Here is a 19,063-nt window from a genome sequence, read left to right as displayed (position 1 = left end):
AGTGGCACTATGGCCAAGCTCACCTTTTACGGCGGCGTCGGCGAGATCGGCGGCAACAAGATACTGGCAGAGGCGGACGGCGCGCGCGTCTGGCTCGATTTCGGAATGAGCTTCGGGCAGTCGAACCTGTACTTCGACGATTTCCTCCAGCCCAAGCGCTACAATGGCGTTGTCGATTTCATTGAGATGGGCCTTCTTCCCGAGCTGCCCGACATGAACGGCTTCTACCGCCAGGATTACCTGTCGCATGCGGGCATGGCGGTCGAACCGGCCCACGCGTATGATGCCGTGTTCCTCAGCCACGCCCACGCCGACCACGCCAATTACATACATTTCCTGCGCGGCGATATCCCTATTTACGCGATGGACGTGACTAAGCTGATGCTGGCCGCGATGGAGGAGACCTCGGGGGGTGGCTCGTTTTGCGATTTCCTCAATCTCAAGGAGTCCTTCAAGCTGAGGCCGAGCGCAAGGGGGGAGGGATTGACCAAAGTCAAGGGGGAGGAAGCGAAGGTCGCGCGGGAGTTCCGCGGGCTGAGCGGCGGCGAGCGTATCGCCGTCGGTGATATTGAGATCGAAGCTGTGCCTGTGAACCACTCGCTGCCCGGGGCCTGCGGTTATCTCATCCATACGTCTCAGGGCGTAATCGCTTATACCGGCGACCTGCGTTTTCACGGATACGCGGGCGAGCTGACACGTGAGTTCGTGAGGCGCGCGGCGGAAGCTAAGCCTATCGCTCTCATCTGCGAGGGGACGCGCATCGACCAGAAGGAGGGGCCAACCGAGGACGATGTTCAGGAGAAGGTCGCCGGAGTGGTGCAAAAGACCAAAAACCTCGTCATAGCCAACTATCCATGGAAGGATATCGAGAGGCTCAGGAGCTTCCATGAGGTCGCCAGGACGACCGGCCGCAAGCTGGCGTTGAATCTTAAACAGGCCTATCTGCTGCGGCGGCTGGAAGGCAGCGATGCGGGAGCGCCTTCGCTCGATGACAAAAACATCGCAATATATGTGGACAGGAAGGGTTGGGGCCTTATAACTAAGACGGATCAGGCGGCTTATCCGGACAACGTCGTGAAGCAGGACTACGCTACATGGGAGAGAGAGTTCCTTGAACGTCCCAACTGCGTGACATGCGACGATATCCATCGCAACCAGGGCCAGTACATCGTCCGCATCGATTTCTTCGACCTCACCGACCTGGTAAACATCAGGCCGGACGCGGGTTCCAGCTACATCTGGTCCAAGACAGAGCCTTTCGACGAAGAGGCCGAGATCGAGCAGTACAGGGTCGAGAACTGGCTTGAGCACTTCGGGCTCATGCCGTACGAGAAGGCGCACGTCTCCGGCCACGCCTCGGGAGTCGAGATAAATCGTTCCATAGAATCGATAAACCCGAAGGCGCTGTTCCCCGTGCATACGGAGCATCCCGAGCTTTTCGCCGTGCCTAAAGGAGTCGAAATAATCATTCCCGAAAAAGGCAGGGAATATCAGATATGATTCCCGTCAAGCTGTCTCTGCACAATTTCATGTGCTACCGCGAGGCGTCGCTGCCCTTCGACGGTATACACGTCGCCTGCCTCTGCGGCGATAACGGCAACGGCAAGTCCGCGCTGCTCGACGCGATAACGTGGGCGCTCTGGGGCAAATCGCGGGCCAAGACCGACGATGAGTTGATACACCTGGGTATGACGGATATGGAGGCGGAGTTCGAGTTCGCCGTCGGCAAAGAACGCTATCGTGTGATACGCAAGAGGTCGAAGGGGAAGCCGCGCCGTCCCGGCCAGTCGGTCCTCGATTTCCAGGTCGCCGCGGATGACGGCTTCCGCTCGATATCGGGCGACTCGATACGCGAGACCGAGCGCAAGATCATCGACACGCTGCGCATGGACTACGATACCTTCATCAACAGCGCCTATCTGGTGCAGGGCCGCGCCGACGAGTTTAGCAAGAAAGAGCCGTTCAAGCGCAAGCAGGTGCTGGCCGATATCCTTGGGCTCTCGCGCTACGATGAGCTGGAGGCCAAAGCCAGGGAGCAGGCCAGGCTGAAGGAGCGCGAGGCCAGGGACCTGGATATAGCTATAGCGCAGATGAACGGGGAGATCGCCGAAAAAGAAACGCATGAAGCCGAGCTTCACAGCGTCGGCGAGACGGTCGCATTGATGGAGAAGGAATGGAAGAAGTTTCAGGATGACATTCGGGTATTACAGGAGCGCAAGCAAAGCCTGGATCTGAAACAGAAACAGCAGACGGATATCGAGAGGCGCATCAAGCAGGCTGAGGATGCTATACGTTCGGTCGAAGGCCGCATCCGCGACCATAGCAAGCGCGTGGAGAGATACGAGTCTACGATCGCGGCTTACGCCGATGCGTCGGCAAATATAAAAACCCGTCTCGATGAGCTTGCAGGACAGGACGCATTGCTCGATAAAAAACGCGGCGAGCATCAGGAGTCGTCCAATCGAATTCACTATCTAGCGACCGAGAATGACAAACTAAAGAAAGAGATGGAGGAACTGCGCGATAAGGTCGACATGCTGTCGTCCGGAGAAGCCGATTGTCCTCTGTGTGGTACGGAACTCGGGGTCCAGGGTCGCACCAGGATAATGAAGAATTACGAGAAGCAGGGGTTGGAGAAGAAGGAACTTTTCCGCGCCAACGAAGAAGAAATACACAAGCTCGAAGCTGCGGCGAAATCGTTAAAGGTCGATATCGGTGGGCTGGAGCGGACGGTGCGCGATGGGCGCGAGCAGTGGGCCCGGCGCGCCGAGGCGCTCGATAAGGATTACAGGGAGGCCGGGAAGGCGCTGCCGGAGGAGCGCGACGCGCTGAAGAAAGCCGGGGACGAGCTTAAACGGTGGTCGGAGGCGCTCGATGCCGAGACTAAAAACCGTGACACCCAGAGGGCTGAATTAGTAGATTTACCAAAGGCGCAGGCTGAACTCGCTACGAAACAGAAGGAATCGAACGATGTCGCACGCAGCCTGGAGCAGGGGCGGCAGCGGATGGGATCGGTGCAAGAGAAGCTCGACCGCTGCGCTAATCTAGAACGCGCCCGCGCCGAGAAGTCGACGCTGAGAGAGGCGGTCACAAAAGAGCAAAGGATATACGAGGAACTGTCGCTGGCCTTTGGCAAGAAGGGCATACAGGCCATGCTCATCGAGAACGCGCTGCCCGAGCTGGAGGAGGAGGCCAACAGGCTGCTGGCGCGCATGACGGACAATCGCATGAGCGTGCGCGTCGAGTCGCAGCGGGCGCTGAAGAGCAAAGAGGGCGAGGCGGAGACGCTCGATATCGTTATCGGCGACGAGCTGGGCACGCGCCGCTACGAGATGTACAGCGGCGGCGAGGCCTTCCGCATCGATTTCGCCCTGCGCATCGCTTTGTCCAAGCTGCTGGCGCGTCGCGCCGGTGCGCCGCTGCCCACGCTGATCGTCGACGAGGGGTTCGGCTCTCAGGATGCCGGAGGCCGCGAGCGGCTGGTGGAGGCGATAAACTCGATCCAGGATGATTTCGAGAAGATACTGGTCATTACCCACATCGACGAGATGAAGGAGTCCTTCCCCGTGCGCATCGAGGTGACGAAGGGGGCCGACGGGTCGAAGGTAGAGGTGGTTTAAGAGATTGACATGCGTCGATTATTAGGTTTAAATTGACTCACATAGTCTATGATGTGGGTGTAACGCACAAGAGCGTCGATTCCCAGCGGACAATATAGAGATGGATACAGAGCCGACGGTAAAAAAGACACTGCCGATGACGGTAGCCTTCATAGCAATCAAAGGCTCGTTATCTTTTATCAACTCCGCGTTCGGAACGCTTTATACCTTTGTGGCTGAGGCGGGATTTATCCCTGCTGTTCCTCCGTCGAGGATTTTCTTCAATGTTCCGGGCAAGGTGCCGGAGCAGGATTTGAAGTGGGAACTGCGGGTGCCGATAGTCGGGGTCTGCGATCCGTCGGGGCCTGACGAAAGGGGACTGGGGTTTCGATCCCTGGAAGGGGCTGAGGTGGCTTCGATAATTCACAAAGGCCCTTTCTCCACTATCGGAGAGACATACGATAGAATCATGGCATGGATTGCCGATAACGGATATGAGATGTCCGGCCCGTGTGAGGAGGTATACATTACCGAGCCGGGGAACACTCCTACCGCCGAGATTCTGACAGAGATCAGGTTCCCTATAAACAAGAAATAGGCAAAAGCCGCGGGATTGCATGCCATCGCTTGGGAGGCGATGGTTTTTTATTTCTCTCTGATCTTATCCAGGGCGTATTCCGCGCACTTGCTAACCCATGCATCCTCGTGACTGAGACACTCGGTCAGGGCCGGTATGGCGGCGCTGGCGGCGGGTCCGATGGCGCCCAGCGCCTTGGCCGCACCACCCATTAGATAGAGATCATCCCCGGCGAGCGCCTGTATCAAGGCTGTCACCGATTCCGGGTCGGCGACCTGCTCCAGGTAGACCACCGCCCAGTAGCGCGCCTCGGGATTCTGGTGATCCAGTTGCCTGATGTATATCTGTAGTTCTTCCTTGCTCAATGTATACCTCGTTTTCTCTGTGTAGTCCCTTTATTATGCGTCAATCTGGGTCGTTGGTGGAACCCCCGCGCCCGCCGCGCCCGGAAAAAGAGATGCGTTTCAATAATCGCTCGTGAAATATTCCGATATAGTTCCCGATGCGTATTGAGTGCAGTATAACATCGATCGTATTAACTGTATCCGCGTCGTAGCTCTGTATCAGCCGTTCTCTCGCCTCGGGATCGGGACTGCCGTCGGAATCGGCCCAGTGCTGGGCGTAGAGCACCGCTATCGCCTCGTCAGGCGGACAATCGTCCACGCTGCCGATGAGCAGGCCGGCGACCTCGTCCTTGGATATTCCGCTTCGCAGCGCCGCCCCCGTGTGAGCCCACGAGCAGTAGCGGCAGCCGGTGACTGCCGTAACTGCCAGCATCAGCCGCTCGCGGAAGGCGGGCGCTACCGGCGCGCCTCTGGCCATCCTTATCATGGAGCAGGGGCGTCTGGTTATAAACCACATGTCGGAGAGGAAGCCGGTGAACTTGAGCGGTTTGTACTCTCGCGATACCGCTGCCGGAGGGTCGCCCCCTGATTGTCTCGGCGTTTTCGACATCTTATCGCTTTCTAACCGGATTCTGCCTTGCGTCTGCCGGCTGTGTTTCGAGCAGCTTCTTCAGATATTGCCCCGTAAAAGATTTTTTTACTTTAACTATCTCCTCCGGCGTGCCGACGGCGATGACGTAGCCGCCCTTGTCTCCGGCGCCGGGCCCCAGGTCGATGATATGGTCCGCATTCTTTATCATATCAAGATGATGCTCGATAAGCACTACCGTATTGCCTGAATCGGCAAGGCGCTGGAGCACCTGTAGCAACGCCGCCGCGTCCTCGAAGGAAAGGCCCGTGGTCGGCTCGTCGAGGATATAGAGCGTCCGCCCCGTTGAACGTTTCGACAGTTCGGCGGCCAGCTTCACGCGCTGCGCCTCCCCGCCCGATAACGTCGTAGCCGGCTGGCCCAGCCTGATGTAGCCCAGCCCCACGTCGCTGAGCGTCTCCAGCTTGTTCTTCAGCCTGGGGATGTTCTCGAACAGCGGCAGCGCCTCGGCCACGGTCATGTTCAGCACCTCGGCGATGTTCTTTCCCTTGAAATATATCTCCAGCGCCTCGCGGTTGTAGCGCTTGCCGCGGCAGACCTCGCAGGGCACGGTGACGTCGGGCAGAAACTGCATCTCGATGTGGATGTAGCCGTCGCCCTGGCAGGCCTCGCAGCGCCCGCCCTTGACGTTGAACGAGAAGCGGCCGGCCCTGTAGCCGCGCGCCCGCGCCTCGGGGACGGTGGCGAAGAGCTCGCGGATGGGGGTGAAAACCCCGGTGTAGGTGGCCGGATTGGAGCGCGGCGTGCGCCCGATGGGCGACTGGTCTATGCTCACCACCTTGTCGATATGTTCCAGACCGTCGATGCCGTCGCAATCCCCCGGCCGGTCCTTGGCGCGGTAGAATACCTGCGCGATCTTCTTGTGCAATATGTCGCCGATGAGCGTGCTCTTGCCCGAGCCCGATACGCCGGTGATGCAGACCAGCTTCCCCAGCGGTATGCGCACGTCTATATTCTTGAGGTTGTTCTGGCGCGCCCCGCGAATTACTATCTCTTTGCCCGACCCCGTCCGGTGTTCTTTATCCAGTGGAATCGTCCTGCGCCCGCTGAGGTAGTTGCCCGTGCTTGACGCTTTGCACTTCAAGATATCGTCGAGCGTCCCCGCAACCACGATCTCCCCTCCGTGCTCTCCCGCGCCGGGCCCCATGTCTATGATGTGGTCCGCGGCGCGCATCATAGCCTCGTCATGCTCTACTACGATAATAGTGTTGCCCAGGTCGCGCAGTTTCTTCAGCGTCTCGATGAGGCGGTAGTCGTCGGCGGGGTGCAGGCCGACTGTGGGCTCGTCGCAGATGTAGAGCACGCCCATGAGGCCGCTGCCTATCTGGGTGGCTAGCCTGATGCGCTGCGCCTCCCCGCCGGACAGCGTGCTCGAAGCTCGATTGACACTTAGATAATCGAGGCCTACGTCGCGCAGGAAACCGAGGCGTCCGCTTATCTCCTTGAATATCTGGCGGCCGATGTGCATCTCGCGCTCGCTGACGATCGGTTTCGAATTGTTGCCGCCAGTCAGTGAGTCGACCCATGCTATGGCCTGGTCCACGGACATGGCGCTGACCTCGGCGATGTTCTTTCCGACGATTGTCACGGCCAGCGCCTCGGGCTTGAGCCGCAGGCCGCTGCATGCCGGGCAGGGGCGGCTCATCATGTAGCGCTCTATCTCGGAGCGCACATAGTCGGACTCGGTGTCCTTGAAGCGCCGCTCCAGGTTGCGTATGACGCCCTCGAACTGCGTCTCGTACTCGTACGTTTTACCGAGCTGGGTCTCGTGTTTCATAGTGAGTTGCTGCCCGCCGCTGCCGTATAGCACAATATCGAACTGCTCAGGGCTCAGGTCCTTTAGCGGCGTATTAGTCGAGAACCCGAACTTACGTGCCACCGATTCCAGCATACTCATGTACCACGGGCTCAGCGAGCCGGACCTGGTCCAGGGCATTACGCCGCCCTCGGCGATGGACAGGTTCTTGTTCGGCACGACCAGCTCAGGGTCTATCTCCAGCTTGATGCCGAGGCCGGTGCAATCCGGGCAGGCGCCGTGCGGGCTGTTGAAGCTGAAACTGCGCGGCTCTATCTCGCCGATGCTGATGCCGCAGCGCGCGCAGGCGAAGTGCTCCGAGAATAAAATCTCCTCGCCGTCGACGACCTGAACCAGCACTACGCCCTTCCCCAGCTTGAGCGCGGTCTCCACGGATCCGGACAGCCGCCCCTTCTGCTCTTCGCCTTCTATGACGAGGCGGTCGATCACTGCTTCTATTGTGTGGTTCTTGTATCTGTCGAGGGCGAAGTCCTCGGAGAGGTCGCGTGTCTTGCCGTCGACCCGGACGCGCACGTAGCCTGCCTTCCGCAGGTCGTCGAATACGTTGAGGTGCTCGCCCTTTCTATCCTTGATGATGGGCGACATGATAATGACCTTTGTGCCCTGTGGCAGGGCCGCGAGCGAGTCGACGATCTGTTGCACGGTCTGCTGCGCAATCTCCTGCCCGCAGTTGGGGCAGTGGGGGTGTCCGATGCGCGCAAAGAGAAGTCGCAGATAATCGTAGACCTCGGTGACGGTGCCCACGGTGGAGCGCGGATTCCTTGCCGGGCCCTTCTGGTCGATGGAGATGGCCGGGCTCAGCCCCTCGATATAATCGACGTCGGGCTTTTCCATGCGGCCGAGGAACTGGCGCGCGTAGGCCGAGAGCGATTCCACGTAGCGGCGCTGGCCCTCGGCATATATCGTGTCGAAGGCCAGCGAGCTTTTACCCGAGCCGGAGACGCCGGTAATCACCACCAGCTTGTCCCTGGGGATGGTGACGTCGATATTTTTCAGGTTGTGCTCTCGGGCACCTTTTACTACTATTGCGTCCAGCGGCATATTTGGTTAATCAACCCCCTGCTATCCCCCAGTCTTGGGGGATTCTTAAAAAGGATAGGGGACACCCCTAAGACCCCGTCAGGAGACCCTGTCTCCTGTACCTCTTTATCCGTCATTCCGGCGGAGGCCGGAATCCATAGAGGGCGAGACGACCTCGCCCCTACAATGACGATTTGATTTGCAACCTTTAATTGTAGCACGAGGGGAATGATTCGAATAGGGGCATACAGTTCTGTAGATTAGGGCGCTACCCAGTTGACAGGTTTTTGCGTTTGTGTATACTGTGATACACGGTGGGCCTGGATAAAGGTTTCGGTATTACAAACCCATGGAGGCGCGGCACCTGTTCTACCAGTGGTCCAGTCATGGAAGTCCGGCATACGTGGGCTCGAAGCTGCATCTTAAAGGGAACCACTCAGAGGATCAAAGGAGGTCACGTATGTCATTTCAAGACAAGACACTGACGTGTCGGGATTGCGGGAAGGAATTTGTGTTCAGCGCGGGCGAGCAGGAGTTCTATCAGTCGCGGGGCCTGGAGCGGGAGCCTGCGCGCTGCAAGGAATGCCGTACCGTGAGGAGGCGCAACCGCACCGGCGAGACCCGTCAGATGTTCACGGTGATCTGCGCGTCGTGCGGCAAGGAGACAGAGGTTCCCTTTGAGCCCAAGGGAGACCGCCCGGTTTACTGCAACGACTGCTTCCAGAAAGTCAGAAGCACGCGGTAACAGAAAATAATACTAATCGATAAGCCGAGATACAAAAGCGCCGTTCTCGGTTTTGTTTTTGGAGGGACCTGTGCATGTCGGTACCTGCATAGTGAAGCTGCGCCTGCCTGAGAACGGCTCTCTTAAGGGCAAGAGGCAGGTCTCAAAGTCGATAATCGAGAGAACGAAGCACAGGTTCAATGTCGCCATAGCCGAGGTCGAGGACCAGGACCGCTGGCAGACATTAACGCTGGGGGTGTCCTGCGTCTCCAACAGCGGCCCGCACGCCAACGAAATCCTCTCAAAAGTGGTCAATTTCATCGAGAACAACAGGTTCGATGCGGAACTGGTCGACTACGAGATAGAGATCATCAATGCCCTCTGAAATCGAATCCTCTGCATTTCTGTCGCGTCTCAAGGAATCATCCGAATATGCCGCCCGTATCGCACATATCGAGCGCATCCACCCCCGCGCCGCCCGCCGCGGCGAGCTGTCCCGCCCCCTGAACGCGGAACTGCAGCAGGCGCTGGAGAACGCCGGGCTGTTCCCCTTCTACAGTCACCAGGCGCAGGCGGTTAACGCCGCCCGCTCCGGCTCCAATGTGTTTCTTGTGACGCCCTCCGCCAGCGGCAAGACGCTGGGCTATAACGTGCCCGTCCTCGATCGATTGCTGTCGCACAGCCGCAGCCGCGCGCTGTACCTTTTCCCGACCAAGGCGCTGGCGCAGGACCAGCTGCGCGGCCTGAAGGAGCTGATCGATGCGCTTCAGCCGTCGGCGGTCAAAGACGCGGACTGCACCACGTTCGATGGCGACACAGCCAGAGAGGATCGGCGTGAAGTAAAAAAATCGGCGCGCATCGTGCTCAGCAACCCGGATATGCTGCACGTCGGCATACTGCCCAACCACGAGTCGTGGTCGTCTTTCCTGCGCAATCTTTCCTATGTTGTCGTCGACGAAGCGCACGTGTACCGCGGCGTCTTCGGTTCCAACGTCGCCAACGTCCTCCGTCGCTTACGTCGCTTATGCCAGCAGTACGGCTCATCGCCGCAATTTATCTGCTGCTCGGCTACCATCGCCAACCCCAAAGAGCATATCGAAAATCTCGTCGGCCTGCCGTTCGATGTCATCGACGTTGACGGCTCCCCCTACGGCGGCAAGGATTTCGTCTTCTGGAACCCTCCGCTCATCGCAGATAAGAAGGGCGGCGAGGCGCGGCGCAGCGCCAACTCGGAGTCCAGCCTGCTCTTCACCGAGCTGGTCAAGTCCGACATGCGCACCATCGATTTCGCCAAATCGCGCAAGCTGACCGAGCTCATCTACATGTACACGCGCGACCGCTTGCGCAAGGAGGCGCCGCGGCTGGCGGAGAAGATAATGCCCTACCGCGCCGGCTACATCGCGGAGGAGCGCCGCTTCATCGAGCGCCGGCTCTTCGACGGCGGCATCACGGGCATCGTGTCGACGAATGCGATGGAGCTCGGAGTCGATATTGGTGATTTAGATGCCACCGTGCTCACCGGCTATCCCGGCAGCGTGTCCAGCACCTGGCAGCAGGCGGGGCGCAGCGGCCGACGGGGGGAGCGCTCGCTGAGCTTCCTCATCGCCATGGACGACCCGCTGGACCAGTATTTCATGCGCCACCCGGAGGCCTTCTTCGGTAGAATATATGAGAGCGCTATCATCAACCAGTCGAATCCTTATATCTTCAGGCAGCACCTGCTGTGCGCGGCATGGGAGCGCCCGCTGGATAACCTCGACGCCGATATCTTCGGCACGAAGTATGTCGACGCCCGCAACGAGCTTGAGGCTGAAGGATTGCTGCGCCAGCGCGGCGGCAAGTGGTTCCTCTCGCCGCAGATATCGTATCCGGCGGAGGGGGTCAACATCCGCTCGGCCTCATCCGACCGCTATAGTGTTATCGATGTCGCGGACGGCAACCGCGAGATCGAGACCGTGGACGCGTCGGTGGCCTTCTGGCAGCTGCACCCCGGCGCGATTTACCTGCACCAGGGCGAGACCTATCATGTCACCGAGCTGGACATACCGTCGCGCACTGCTTATGTAAAGCCTGTAGATATCGAATACTACACACAGGTGCGCGAGGTCGAGGACCTGTCGGTCAAGAGCGTCGTCAAGAATAAGGACGTCGGCGAGGTCAAGGTTTGCCTGGGCGGCGTCACCGTGACCAACCAGGTCATCTCCTATCGCAAGAAGCGCCAGTTCAGCGATGAGGTCATTGGCGAGGAGCCCCTCGATCTGCCGCCGACGGTCTTCTCCTCTGTGGCCTTCTGGTTCGATATCCCGCGCAAGATCGTCCACCAGCTTGCCGAGCTGGGCCTCGATTTCGCCGGCGGCATCCACGCCACCGAGCACGCGGCGATTGCTTTACTGCCCCTCTTCGCCCTGTGCGACCGCAACGATATCGGCGGCGTCTCCACTCCGCTCCATGCCGATACGGGCAAGCCGCAGATATTCATCTATGATGCCTATCCCGGCGGCGTGGGCATAGCCGAGCGCGGCTATGAGTTTATCGAGGAGCTATGGAAGGCAACGCTTACGTTATTGAAAGACTGTCCCTGCGAGTCCGGCTGCCCGGCGTGCGTGCAGTCGCCCAAGTGCGGCAACTACAACGAGCCGCTGGATAAGAGGGCGGCGGTGGTTATTTTGGAGGGGTTGGTTAACAAAGCGAGTAGCGGGTAGTGGGTAGTAAGGGTAAATTAGTGTTCAAGATTATTGAGTATACGGTGACCGCCAGAATACCATGCCAGACCTCGTTGATTTCCAAGTACCAAAAACAAGGCAAATCATTGCCCATATATTTTCAAAAGCAAAGCTACTAAAATACCCTAGCAATATTCCTTCCCTCCTAGCGAGTTCCCAATAAAGACCTATGCCCATCATTATTGTAAATATGTCGGCTTGTTTCTCCTTGTCTTTATCTGGAAGGAATTTTCTGGTAGACCAATTTGAGCCTAGCGGGCTAAGGTATTCTAATTTCTCACCTAAGTATACATGAGATAGTTCGTGACCTATGATATAAGCTAATGGAAACGGCTTCGATACAAATTTTCTGTCTATAGTGATAACGTGTTGATAATGAATCTCTGACGTATTTCCAAAAGAATCTTTTTTATAGTAACATGTAGACCTGCAATTTCCAGGAGCCCCTAGGTTATCCTTTGTCACTATTTGTATATTTTTACTGTTGAGATTCAGATATTTTATAAAGAGCTGGGACACTCCTTCGACTCCGCGTCTCTCAAAATTTTCAATTACCTGTGCTAAAGGTGGAGGTGGGAGCTCAAAATCAAAAATAGTCTGGAGAAATGCTATCTGCTCCCTGACGAAATGATCCACATTAATATCTCTATGTATTGTAGGTGGCACTATATCGTCTGGATAGACGTTTATAGTGATAACTAAATCCCCCCGTACTGATCTTACCTTTGTCCCAGCATCTGGAATTCTTATAATGTCTCTATGTCGTGTCCTAGCTGGAACAATGAAATTATGGGTTGTGTTCTCGATGGTAATCTTCTTTTCTATTCCAAAGATTGCTTCGCGTTCCGATATCCATATTTCTTTATGTAGATCTTTCCCATAGTCAACTTCAAATTTTACTAGTAAATCACCTCTTCTCTTGTATTTAACAGTGCCTAATCCAGCCAGACGCATAGTAAACTCGCGTTTTCTGAAATTAGGGATTCTAACTGCATAATTCTTATTATTCCAAGCTAGGTATACTTCCTTGCCGAGGTCGTTTTTTGTAATCAATTGTTCCTTAAATTGATCGATACCGGTGTCAACTTCGATAACAATATAGGTTTTTGATGCAGCAGTGACCCCTTTTTTATTTGTAATTAATTTGGTAAGCTTTTCAATCGGGAAAATATCACCACTTTTACTGCCTCGTGGGATAATTACTTCATTTTCTTTATCAGCAACAGCGATTTTCAAGATATATTGTTTTTCAACAAGGGCCTTGTCAATAATAACGCGTCTATATCGACTTGTACCATCTTGGACTTTCCATCTAACTAATAAATCTCCGCATATCAGGCCTGATTTAAATCCCCTTTTTTGATAAAGCATATCTTCTAATTCAGAAATCTCTTCAGGTATTGGTAAATACTTCTTTTGCGGTATGCCCCAATGCTTAATCACCACTTTTTTACTACCGCCTTCGGCGATTTCTGCGGGGGTGATGGCTAATTTGACATGTTTGGATTTACGCGACGTGAGCGTAAATGATGACGGGATACAAACTAATATAACAATAGCTAATATGATAAGAATCAGACCGGGCAAGTGATAACTCCGTTTATGAATACCTTAATATAACTGCGATAGTATGAAGGTTTCTTTTTATCCGGTTTGGGCATAATTGATTTACAATTGTGCTTTGGAAGTGCCCCTTGAATCTAAAGACATAATATCATTAATACGTTGGAACGGCAATAAATTTGAGATTAACTGTGCAACGAATTGAATTTTCGTACCCCTGCGAGTCCGGCTGCCCGGCGTGCGTGCAGTCGCCCAAGTGCGGCAACTACAACGAGCCGCTGGATAAGAAGGCGGCAGTGGTGATACTGGAGGGGTTGGTGGGTGGGGCGGCACCCAAGGGCGAATAATTATTCGCCCCTACACGATGATTAACGATTATCCTCGCCGTACGGTGCGCGGCGCTCGCGCAGCAGATGCAGGCAATGAGCGTTCAGGCTCTCGCCTTCACGCAAGGCTTCTATCGTCAGCGTCTTATGCAGGTCCTCACCGACACGAAGCACGAATTTGCCGGAGTACTTCTTCCCCGCCGTCGGTGCAGGCAGCGGCTCGCCGTCCTCCTGGTAAACCTTGATCCACTCATCCACCGCCTGGCATAATTCCTTATAGACCTCGCCCTCGTCGTCGCCGTGCACGCCGCCCAGCATGAGACCGGGGCAGGTGCCGACATAGCACTTGTCTTCCTCCGACCACTCGACGATCTTTAAATATTTATCACTCGGTTTCAAGTATGTGGCTCCGATTTTCTGTGAATAGTAGTATAGTACTACTTTAGTATCATGATGACAAGTGCGGCAACTACAACGAGCCGCTGGATAAGAAGGCGGCGGTGGTTATTTTGGAGGGGTTGGTGGGTTTTATAATCTAACTAGAGGGCTTTATCACTGGCTAATGGAGGGAGACTATTAGTCATTAATACTCATCACCGTGGCTAGATGTCCATGGTGGTGGTCCATCAGAGATATAATATGCTCTCACTTCTATGGGGGCATCGTTGGCATTCTTAGGATAAGCTAGCCCGGAATCCCTCATCTTTTTGGCATATGTTAAGGAATTGTCAACTTTCCTTTTTGTTGCCCAGTCAGACGCATTTGGAAAGAGTACTTTCGTCCCATTTTTAACAAACAGATTCCAGCGCCAATTTATGGTGTAGAGTTCTTCGATTGCTCCAGATTTCATTGGTACAGAGTATTTTGGGAATAAACAATTAAGAATATCTCCAAAGTTGCGTGTTCCGTTGAAGATACTGGGGAACTTGCTCTCGAGGTTATTGTTTATAGTTACGCCTGCCCATTCTTGTTTCTCTTCCAGTTCCCAAGCTTCTGTGAGTGCTTTACCTACGAAAATAGCATCTTTTATATTTATGTACATATCACCGAATGATACCCCACCTCGAACAAGGAATTTTTGAACCATAAGTGTCTGGACAACGCGAAGAGTGTATATCAAGAGTTCAAGAGCACTTTGCTCCGTATCGTCATGTGAAACCAGAATAATTGAATCCGAAAAAGTGTGCTTAATGCAGTAAGGCTTTTCGAGGTCTCTTGAGGGAAAGAATGTTGGCTCTTTTCCTGGTTCCATTAAAGGACGAATGAGACGGCCTAAGTTATTTGATGCGGCGGTATATGCCAGTCCAAGTTCCTCAGCTGAGGTCGAATTGACTAGCTGTTTAAAACCTAAAACGTCCAGAAAGGCAACACTTCGATTCATAGTTTATATCCTTTAATAAATAGAATTGCTTTCCTCTTTTTCAACCTTCATCGCACTATCTTCTCAAACCTGAAGTCATCCATGATGTACCCCCCGCCTATGTCCATCACAATCTCCCCGGCCTTTGCAAACCCCAGCCGCCCGTACCACGCAATCGCCTCCGAGTTGTACTTGTTCACCGTTAGCCACAGCGTCTTGATGTCGGACTTACGGCAGAGCTCCTCAACAAAGTCCATCGACTCTTTGCCGATGCCGCCGCCGCGCCTGTCCTTGAGTACGTATAGCTTGCTGAACTGGGAGCTGGATTTCGCGTGGTCGGGCACTACGGCCAGGTAGCCCACGGGCTCGCCGTCACGTATTATCAGGTAGTATTCATAGCCGCCGGCGATCTGCGCGGCGATGGCGCTCTCGCTCTGGAAATTTTCCATCATATAGTCCACCTGCGCCTGCCCGATTATTTTGGTATAGTGCTCGTTCCAGATCTCATGCGCCAGGCGCGCGGTCTCGGCGATGTCTTTTTTGGTTTTGACGATGGTGAATGTTGTCATGGTAGTTCAGCTTAAAGCTGGTCAACCCCCTTTATCCCCCACTCTTGGGGGAAGGGAGGTTCGGGGGACACCCCCGAATTCCCCCGGTCCCGATTTATCGGGACACCTCTTTATTATAGACTGTCATTGCGAGGAGTCCTTCCATGATATCACGGTATATAGAAGGACGACGTGGCAATCTCGTCGACGTTCAACCCCATGAATCCCCGATGCTTCGGTCATCGTGTAGGGGCGAAAAATTTTTCGCCCCTACGGGTATCAACCGGATTCGGGCAACCACAGGGGGTTGCCCCTACATTTTGGTCGGGCGATACAGGGAGGGCGAGACGACCTCGCCCCTACAATTATCGCTCCTTGAATACCTGGCCTAGGTAGTTCATCGTGTTGATGTTTATCGGCATGAGGTACACGCTCGAGTTATAGGCACTAATCGACTTTATAGCCCGCCTGGCAAAATTTGCGTTCCACTCCATGGTCGGCTGGAAATCGGGCGGGAAGAAGGCGTTATTCTTGCTCTCCCAGTAGTTTTTCATCGTCTCTTTGAGCACCGGGCTGATGCCCCAGAATACGGTGTAGTCCTTGAGCAGGTCGAGATATATCTCAAGCAGCCTCACGTCGAAGAAGGGCTGGGTGAAGAAGCCGTCGGCGCCGGCGACCCGCTTGTCCTCGATGTAGTCAAGCTCCTGGCGGAAGCTGCTGCGGTACTGGTCCAGCGCGGCGTATATCTTTATCTCCGGCGCCTCTTTCTTGAAGATGCGGATGAGCTCAAGGCACGAGTTGCGGTAGACCATTCGCGTCATGCCCTGCGGCTTGTCGCCGGTGACGATAAGCACGGAGTTGATTTTATGCTTTTTGAAATAGGGGATGAGCTTGAACGGCTCGCGCAGGTTGAAGTCGATGGCGCGGATGTGCGGCACCACGTTCTCGAAATATTTAACGCCGATCCTGGCCGCATCCCAGCTGCGTATCTCAAAATCCAGCAGGTCCGGTATGTTGAGAACGTCGATATCGGGGAAATCTTTTCTTATGGCCGCGATGTCCCTCTCGAACTGCTCGAATGTGCGCGGCGCTATTTCTATAGATATGTTTTTCATTGCGAACCGTGTTTCTTTCTTGCTTCTATCGTTGCCCAGCCAATCCAGAACATGCCCGATACCATGAGGCCGATTCCGACCGCCCACAATGAGACCACGGAGTACACGAAGCCGAGCACAGTCATAACTACGCCGCAGACTAAATTAACACTGCCCGCCAGTATAAACCCTAGCCGCTGCGTTTTGTTCATCGCAATTATCCTTTTCTATACGTATTTATAATCATAAGAATGATATAAATTTATCGTAGTCGTGTCCATGTGCGCGGCGCTATTTCTATAGATATGTTCTTCATGGCTTCTCTTGCAGTGACAGCTTTATGAATCTTATTGGGACAGGTCGGGTTTGTCAACCTTTGTATATAGCTCTGCGATGAGGTTTCAGGCGGACTGACGCCGTGTTATAATTGGCTCTCGGCTTCCGAAGGGATGGCGGTAAGTTCTATAGCCATCACTCCGGCGGTTGCGGATAGAACACCGTGTCGAGGTTGTTGGTATGATTCGCAATTCAAGAGATGTGGAACGGAAATCATCGGCGATCACGCTTTCCGATATGGAGATATTCATATTTCCGGAGATCATTTACAGCCTGGTGCTGGCCAACATAATGTCTCCCCGAATATGGGCCTGGCGCGACGATCCGTGGTTTGCAAACATCGAACGGATGAGCCCGTATCAGCGCATCTCGCGGTTGAAGCAGTACATAATGAACAATTACGTCTTCAATCTGGATCTCGATACATGGGGGCTGACCACCAAGGAACGGGAGCTGGCCAGGTTCAGCGACTTTATCAGCGAGGAGACGCTCAGCCAGTCCAACGCCCTGTTCGGCTACGAGGGCGATAAATATTATTTCGATATCGACATCCGCACGCATTTCGGCCTCGATAAATACAAGGGCAACGTGATCCCCTACTGGAAGACGGAGACAGTGGAAGCGATGGATGCTTTCCGGTATAAGCCGGGGTATAGAACGGGTGCGGGTGAATGCGTCTCGCTGGCGACTCTTTATGCCGCGGCGCTGTTCATAGTAGCACGGATCCCTTTGCAGGATATCTATCTAATGGCCACGCCCCTGCACTCGCAGAATTTCATAGATGTGGACGATGGAATTCTCACCAACAACCGCAGGCTTGTTACCAGGGCTATGTGGTATAACGGGACGGCGATATCGGCACAGGCAAGAAGGGCGCTGGAGAATGAGAGAATCACGGTTGTCAGCCACCTGACCGGATTCATACATACAATATACGAAGGTGCGACAATCGATGAGAAAGCCTACGATCATTTTACAGAGCGGCTTGAGGGTTTTCTAAAGACAAGGCTTTCAGACGAAATTATCGACAATTTCTTGAGACACACGAGCGATATGCAGAAGTGCTTTCAGGTCAGATGGCCTGTTCGCGGGATCGATCACTATATAGGGGCGGAGAAGGCTTTTGCTTACGAATATGACAGCCCGTACATGCTGAGCAACAAAACGCGCGGCAAACTGCTGTCACAAATCGACAGCGAGGAGTTTCAGAAGACTCCGTTGCCGCGCCGTATCATTATGAACGATCTTGAGGACTGGGTGCGGAAAAACGATGTCGAGTGTAAGAACCCCGATGACCTGGAACGGCTGAAGAAGCAGTTCGCCTCGGAATGCTTTGAATCGCAGGTCGCAATTGAAAAGTTGGCCCGATTCTGCACCGTCGTGCCCAGGCTGCCGGATGCAAAGGCCAAGGAGTTCATTCTCAGCCAGGAACCGCTGGGCATTGATTCTAATATGAGTCGCGGGGAAATAATCGACAGGCTGGAGGACATCCGGGCGAAGAATGATACGGCTGATCTGGCCTTTTATGCCTACCGCGATCTCAACCGCACGGATGCTGAGCCTTTCATACTTGCCGCTACTCAGCGTAATCCCGTTTCCATTGAAGGCATGAAAGAATTGGACACAGATGCGGTAATCCGCAGGATAAACGAAATGCCGGCTGAATCCATATATGGAGAGCCGGGTCGGCTAGCGCAGCCGGACGAGGCGTGGAACTACCGGCGCGGTGACGGGGTGGAAAAGGCTATACTTCTGGCTAATATAATTCACAATCGCAGGCCGGGGGACGGCATCACGATTCAAGTCATCGGGGAAAAGGTTACGCTTGAAGCAGGCGGAAAGAGCTATGATTTTAGATCGGGGAAAGGTCTTGCTGAGCAGAGATGGAGCATATGAAGCCGCCGGCGTCGATTCTGCTTCTTCCTTCTCGATCTCCTTCGCCTATACGTTAATAACGTAGGTCTCAGCGAGCTTGTCGTGCAGGCCCTGCTTGCGTTTGTCAAAAATAATCAGCAGGAAGCCGAGGCCCAAAGTCAGCCCACAGAGTATGTATCCCAGATAGCGGATAATGACCGCTCGCAAGTCGATCGGTTCCCCGTTCGTCTTTATGATCTTTACGTTGAAGACCATCCGCCCCAGCGTCTGTCCCCTCCATGCCCACATCCCGATAAAATAGAGGACGTTGGCCCCGCCCCAGCTGATGAAGGATAGAAGGATGGTGTCAATAAAGAAAGCCAGCAAGCGCTTCGTGAAACCGGCGCATGATAGTTTCTTTTCGCTGATTTGTGCCGACTCGGGATTCGTGCTCATTTGACCACCTCGAAGTTAACAGTTTCGGAATGTCGATGATAGCTGGTTAATGATTATTTGTCAAATTATTGCGA

Annotated in this window: 17 protein-coding genes; 8 read left to right on the top strand and 9 right to left on the bottom strand. The window is 54.5% G+C overall.

Features of this window, described 5'->3' with window-relative positions; all coding sequences use genetic code 11:
- The first annotated feature begins 9 nt into the window (after positions 1 to 9).
- The 3 genes from WC562_06025 (at position 10) to WC562_06015 (ending at position 4,197) form a co-directional block, all read left to right on the top strand.
- A complete protein-coding gene (locus tag WC562_06025) occupies positions 10 to 1,500 on the top strand; it encodes an MBL fold metallo-hydrolase (protein MFA5055717.1) in 1,491 nt (496 codons plus the stop codon).
- On the top strand, positions 1,497 to 3,620 hold the full coding sequence (locus WC562_06020) for an SMC family ATPase (protein MFA5055716.1): 2,124 nt from the start codon (positions 1,497 to 1,499) through the stop codon (positions 3,618 to 3,620). Before WC562_06025 ends, WC562_06020 begins: the two co-directional genes overlap by 4 nt.
- A 100-nt stretch (positions 3,621 to 3,720) precedes the next feature.
- On the top strand, positions 3,721 to 4,197 hold the full coding sequence (locus WC562_06015; GenBank protein ID MFA5055715.1) for a GyrI-like domain-containing protein: 477 nt from the start codon (positions 3,721 to 3,723) through the stop codon (positions 4,195 to 4,197).
- Between the two features lie 47 nt (positions 4,198 to 4,244).
- Here the strand turns inward: WC562_06015 and WC562_06010 are convergent, their stop codons facing one another.
- The 3 genes from WC562_06010 to uvrA are packed head-to-tail and all read right to left on the bottom strand — an operon-like array spanning position 4,245 to position 8,026.
- Positions 4,245 to 4,541 (bottom strand): HEAT repeat domain-containing protein, encoded by a 297-nt coding sequence (locus WC562_06010; GenBank protein MFA5055714.1) that lies wholly within the window; start codon positions 4,539 to 4,541, stop codon positions 4,245 to 4,247.
- A 40-nt stretch (positions 4,542 to 4,581) separates the two neighbouring features.
- The gene (locus WC562_06005) at positions 4,582 to 5,130 is read right to left on the bottom strand and encodes a carboxymuconolactone decarboxylase family protein (GenBank protein MFA5055713.1); all 549 of its coding nucleotides are present in this window, start codon (positions 5,128 to 5,130) and stop codon (positions 4,582 to 4,584) included.
- Position 5,131: 1 nt separating this feature from the next.
- Positions 5,132 to 8,026 (bottom strand): excinuclease ABC subunit UvrA, encoded by a 2,895-nt coding sequence (uvrA, locus tag WC562_06000; protein ID MFA5055712.1) that lies wholly within the window; start codon positions 8,024 to 8,026, stop codon positions 5,132 to 5,134.
- A 439-nt stretch (positions 8,027 to 8,465) separates the two neighbouring features.
- On the opposite strand from uvrA, the gene WC562_05995 reads away from it, so the two are divergent.
- The 3 genes from WC562_05995 (at position 8,466) to WC562_05985 (ending at position 11,431) form a co-directional block, all read left to right on the top strand.
- On the top strand, positions 8,466 to 8,750 hold the full coding sequence (locus WC562_05995; GenBank protein ID MFA5055711.1) for a zinc-ribbon domain containing protein: 285 nt from the start codon (positions 8,466 to 8,468) through the stop codon (positions 8,748 to 8,750).
- A 70-nt stretch (positions 8,751 to 8,820) separates the two neighbouring features.
- Positions 8,821 to 9,114: a DUF503 domain-containing protein gene (locus WC562_05990; protein ID MFA5055710.1), complete on the top strand. Its 294-nt coding sequence runs from the start codon at positions 8,821 to 8,823 to the stop codon at positions 9,112 to 9,114.
- Positions 9,104 to 11,431, top strand: coding sequence for a DEAD/DEAH box helicase (locus WC562_05985; protein MFA5055709.1), 2,328 nt, complete (start codon positions 9,104 to 9,106; stop codon positions 11,429 to 11,431). The genes WC562_05990 and WC562_05985 overlap by 11 nt, the downstream gene beginning before the upstream one ends.
- A 30-nt stretch (positions 11,432 to 11,461) precedes the next feature.
- Here WC562_05985 and WC562_05980 read toward each other — a convergent pair whose 3' ends face one another.
- Positions 11,462 to 13,039 (bottom strand): DnaJ C-terminal domain-containing protein, encoded by a 1,578-nt coding sequence (locus tag WC562_05980; protein MFA5055708.1) that lies wholly within the window; start codon positions 13,037 to 13,039, stop codon positions 11,462 to 11,464.
- A gap of 167 nt (positions 13,040 to 13,206) precedes the next feature.
- On the opposite strand from WC562_05980, the gene WC562_05975 reads away from it, so the two are divergent.
- Positions 13,207 to 13,362, top strand: a complete 156-nt coding sequence (locus WC562_05975) for a hypothetical protein (GenBank protein ID MFA5055707.1) — start codon at positions 13,207 to 13,209, stop codon at positions 13,360 to 13,362.
- Between the two features lie 21 nt (positions 13,363 to 13,383).
- On the opposite strand, the gene WC562_05970 is transcribed toward WC562_05975, so the two are convergent.
- The 4 genes from WC562_05970 to WC562_05955 all read right to left on the bottom strand — a co-directional run bounded on the left by WC562_05970 (position 13,384) and on the right by WC562_05955 (position 16,451).
- Positions 13,384 to 13,740, bottom strand: coding sequence for a toxin-antitoxin system HicB family antitoxin (locus WC562_05970; protein MFA5055706.1), 357 nt, complete (start codon positions 13,738 to 13,740; stop codon positions 13,384 to 13,386).
- A gap of 184 nt (positions 13,741 to 13,924) precedes the next feature.
- Entirely contained in the window at positions 13,925 to 14,722 is a 798-nt protein-coding gene (locus tag WC562_05965; GenBank protein ID MFA5055705.1) for a hypothetical protein, read from the bottom strand.
- 47 nt (positions 14,723 to 14,769) lie between these two features.
- Entirely contained in the window at positions 14,770 to 15,270 is a 501-nt protein-coding gene (locus WC562_05960) for a GNAT family N-acetyltransferase (GenBank protein MFA5055704.1), read from the bottom strand.
- Between the two features lie 344 nt (positions 15,271 to 15,614).
- Entirely contained in the window at positions 15,615 to 16,451 is an 837-nt protein-coding gene (locus tag WC562_05955; protein ID MFA5055703.1) for a methylenetetrahydrofolate reductase, read from the bottom strand.
- A gap of 408 nt (positions 16,452 to 16,859) precedes the next feature.
- Between WC562_05955 and WC562_05950 the strand changes: the two genes are divergently transcribed.
- On the top strand, positions 16,860 to 18,575 hold the full coding sequence (locus tag WC562_05950; GenBank protein MFA5055702.1) for a hypothetical protein: 1,716 nt from the start codon (positions 16,860 to 16,862) through the stop codon (positions 18,573 to 18,575).
- Positions 18,576 to 18,620: 45 nt separating this feature from the next.
- Here WC562_05950 and WC562_05945 read toward each other — a convergent pair whose 3' ends face one another.
- On the bottom strand, positions 18,621 to 18,989 hold the full coding sequence (locus tag WC562_05945; protein ID MFA5055701.1) for an RDD family protein: 369 nt from the start codon (positions 18,987 to 18,989) through the stop codon (positions 18,621 to 18,623).
- Between the last annotated feature and the right edge of the window lie 74 nt (positions 18,990 to 19,063).

It is taken from the genome of Dehalococcoidia bacterium (assembly GCA_041649635.1).
Taxonomy (GTDB): domain Bacteria; phylum Chloroflexota; class Dehalococcoidia; order E44-bin15; family E44-bin15; genus JAYEHL01.
Note: the sequence above shows the minus strand (reverse complement) of the source record. Positions and strands in the feature narration are given on the sequence as shown.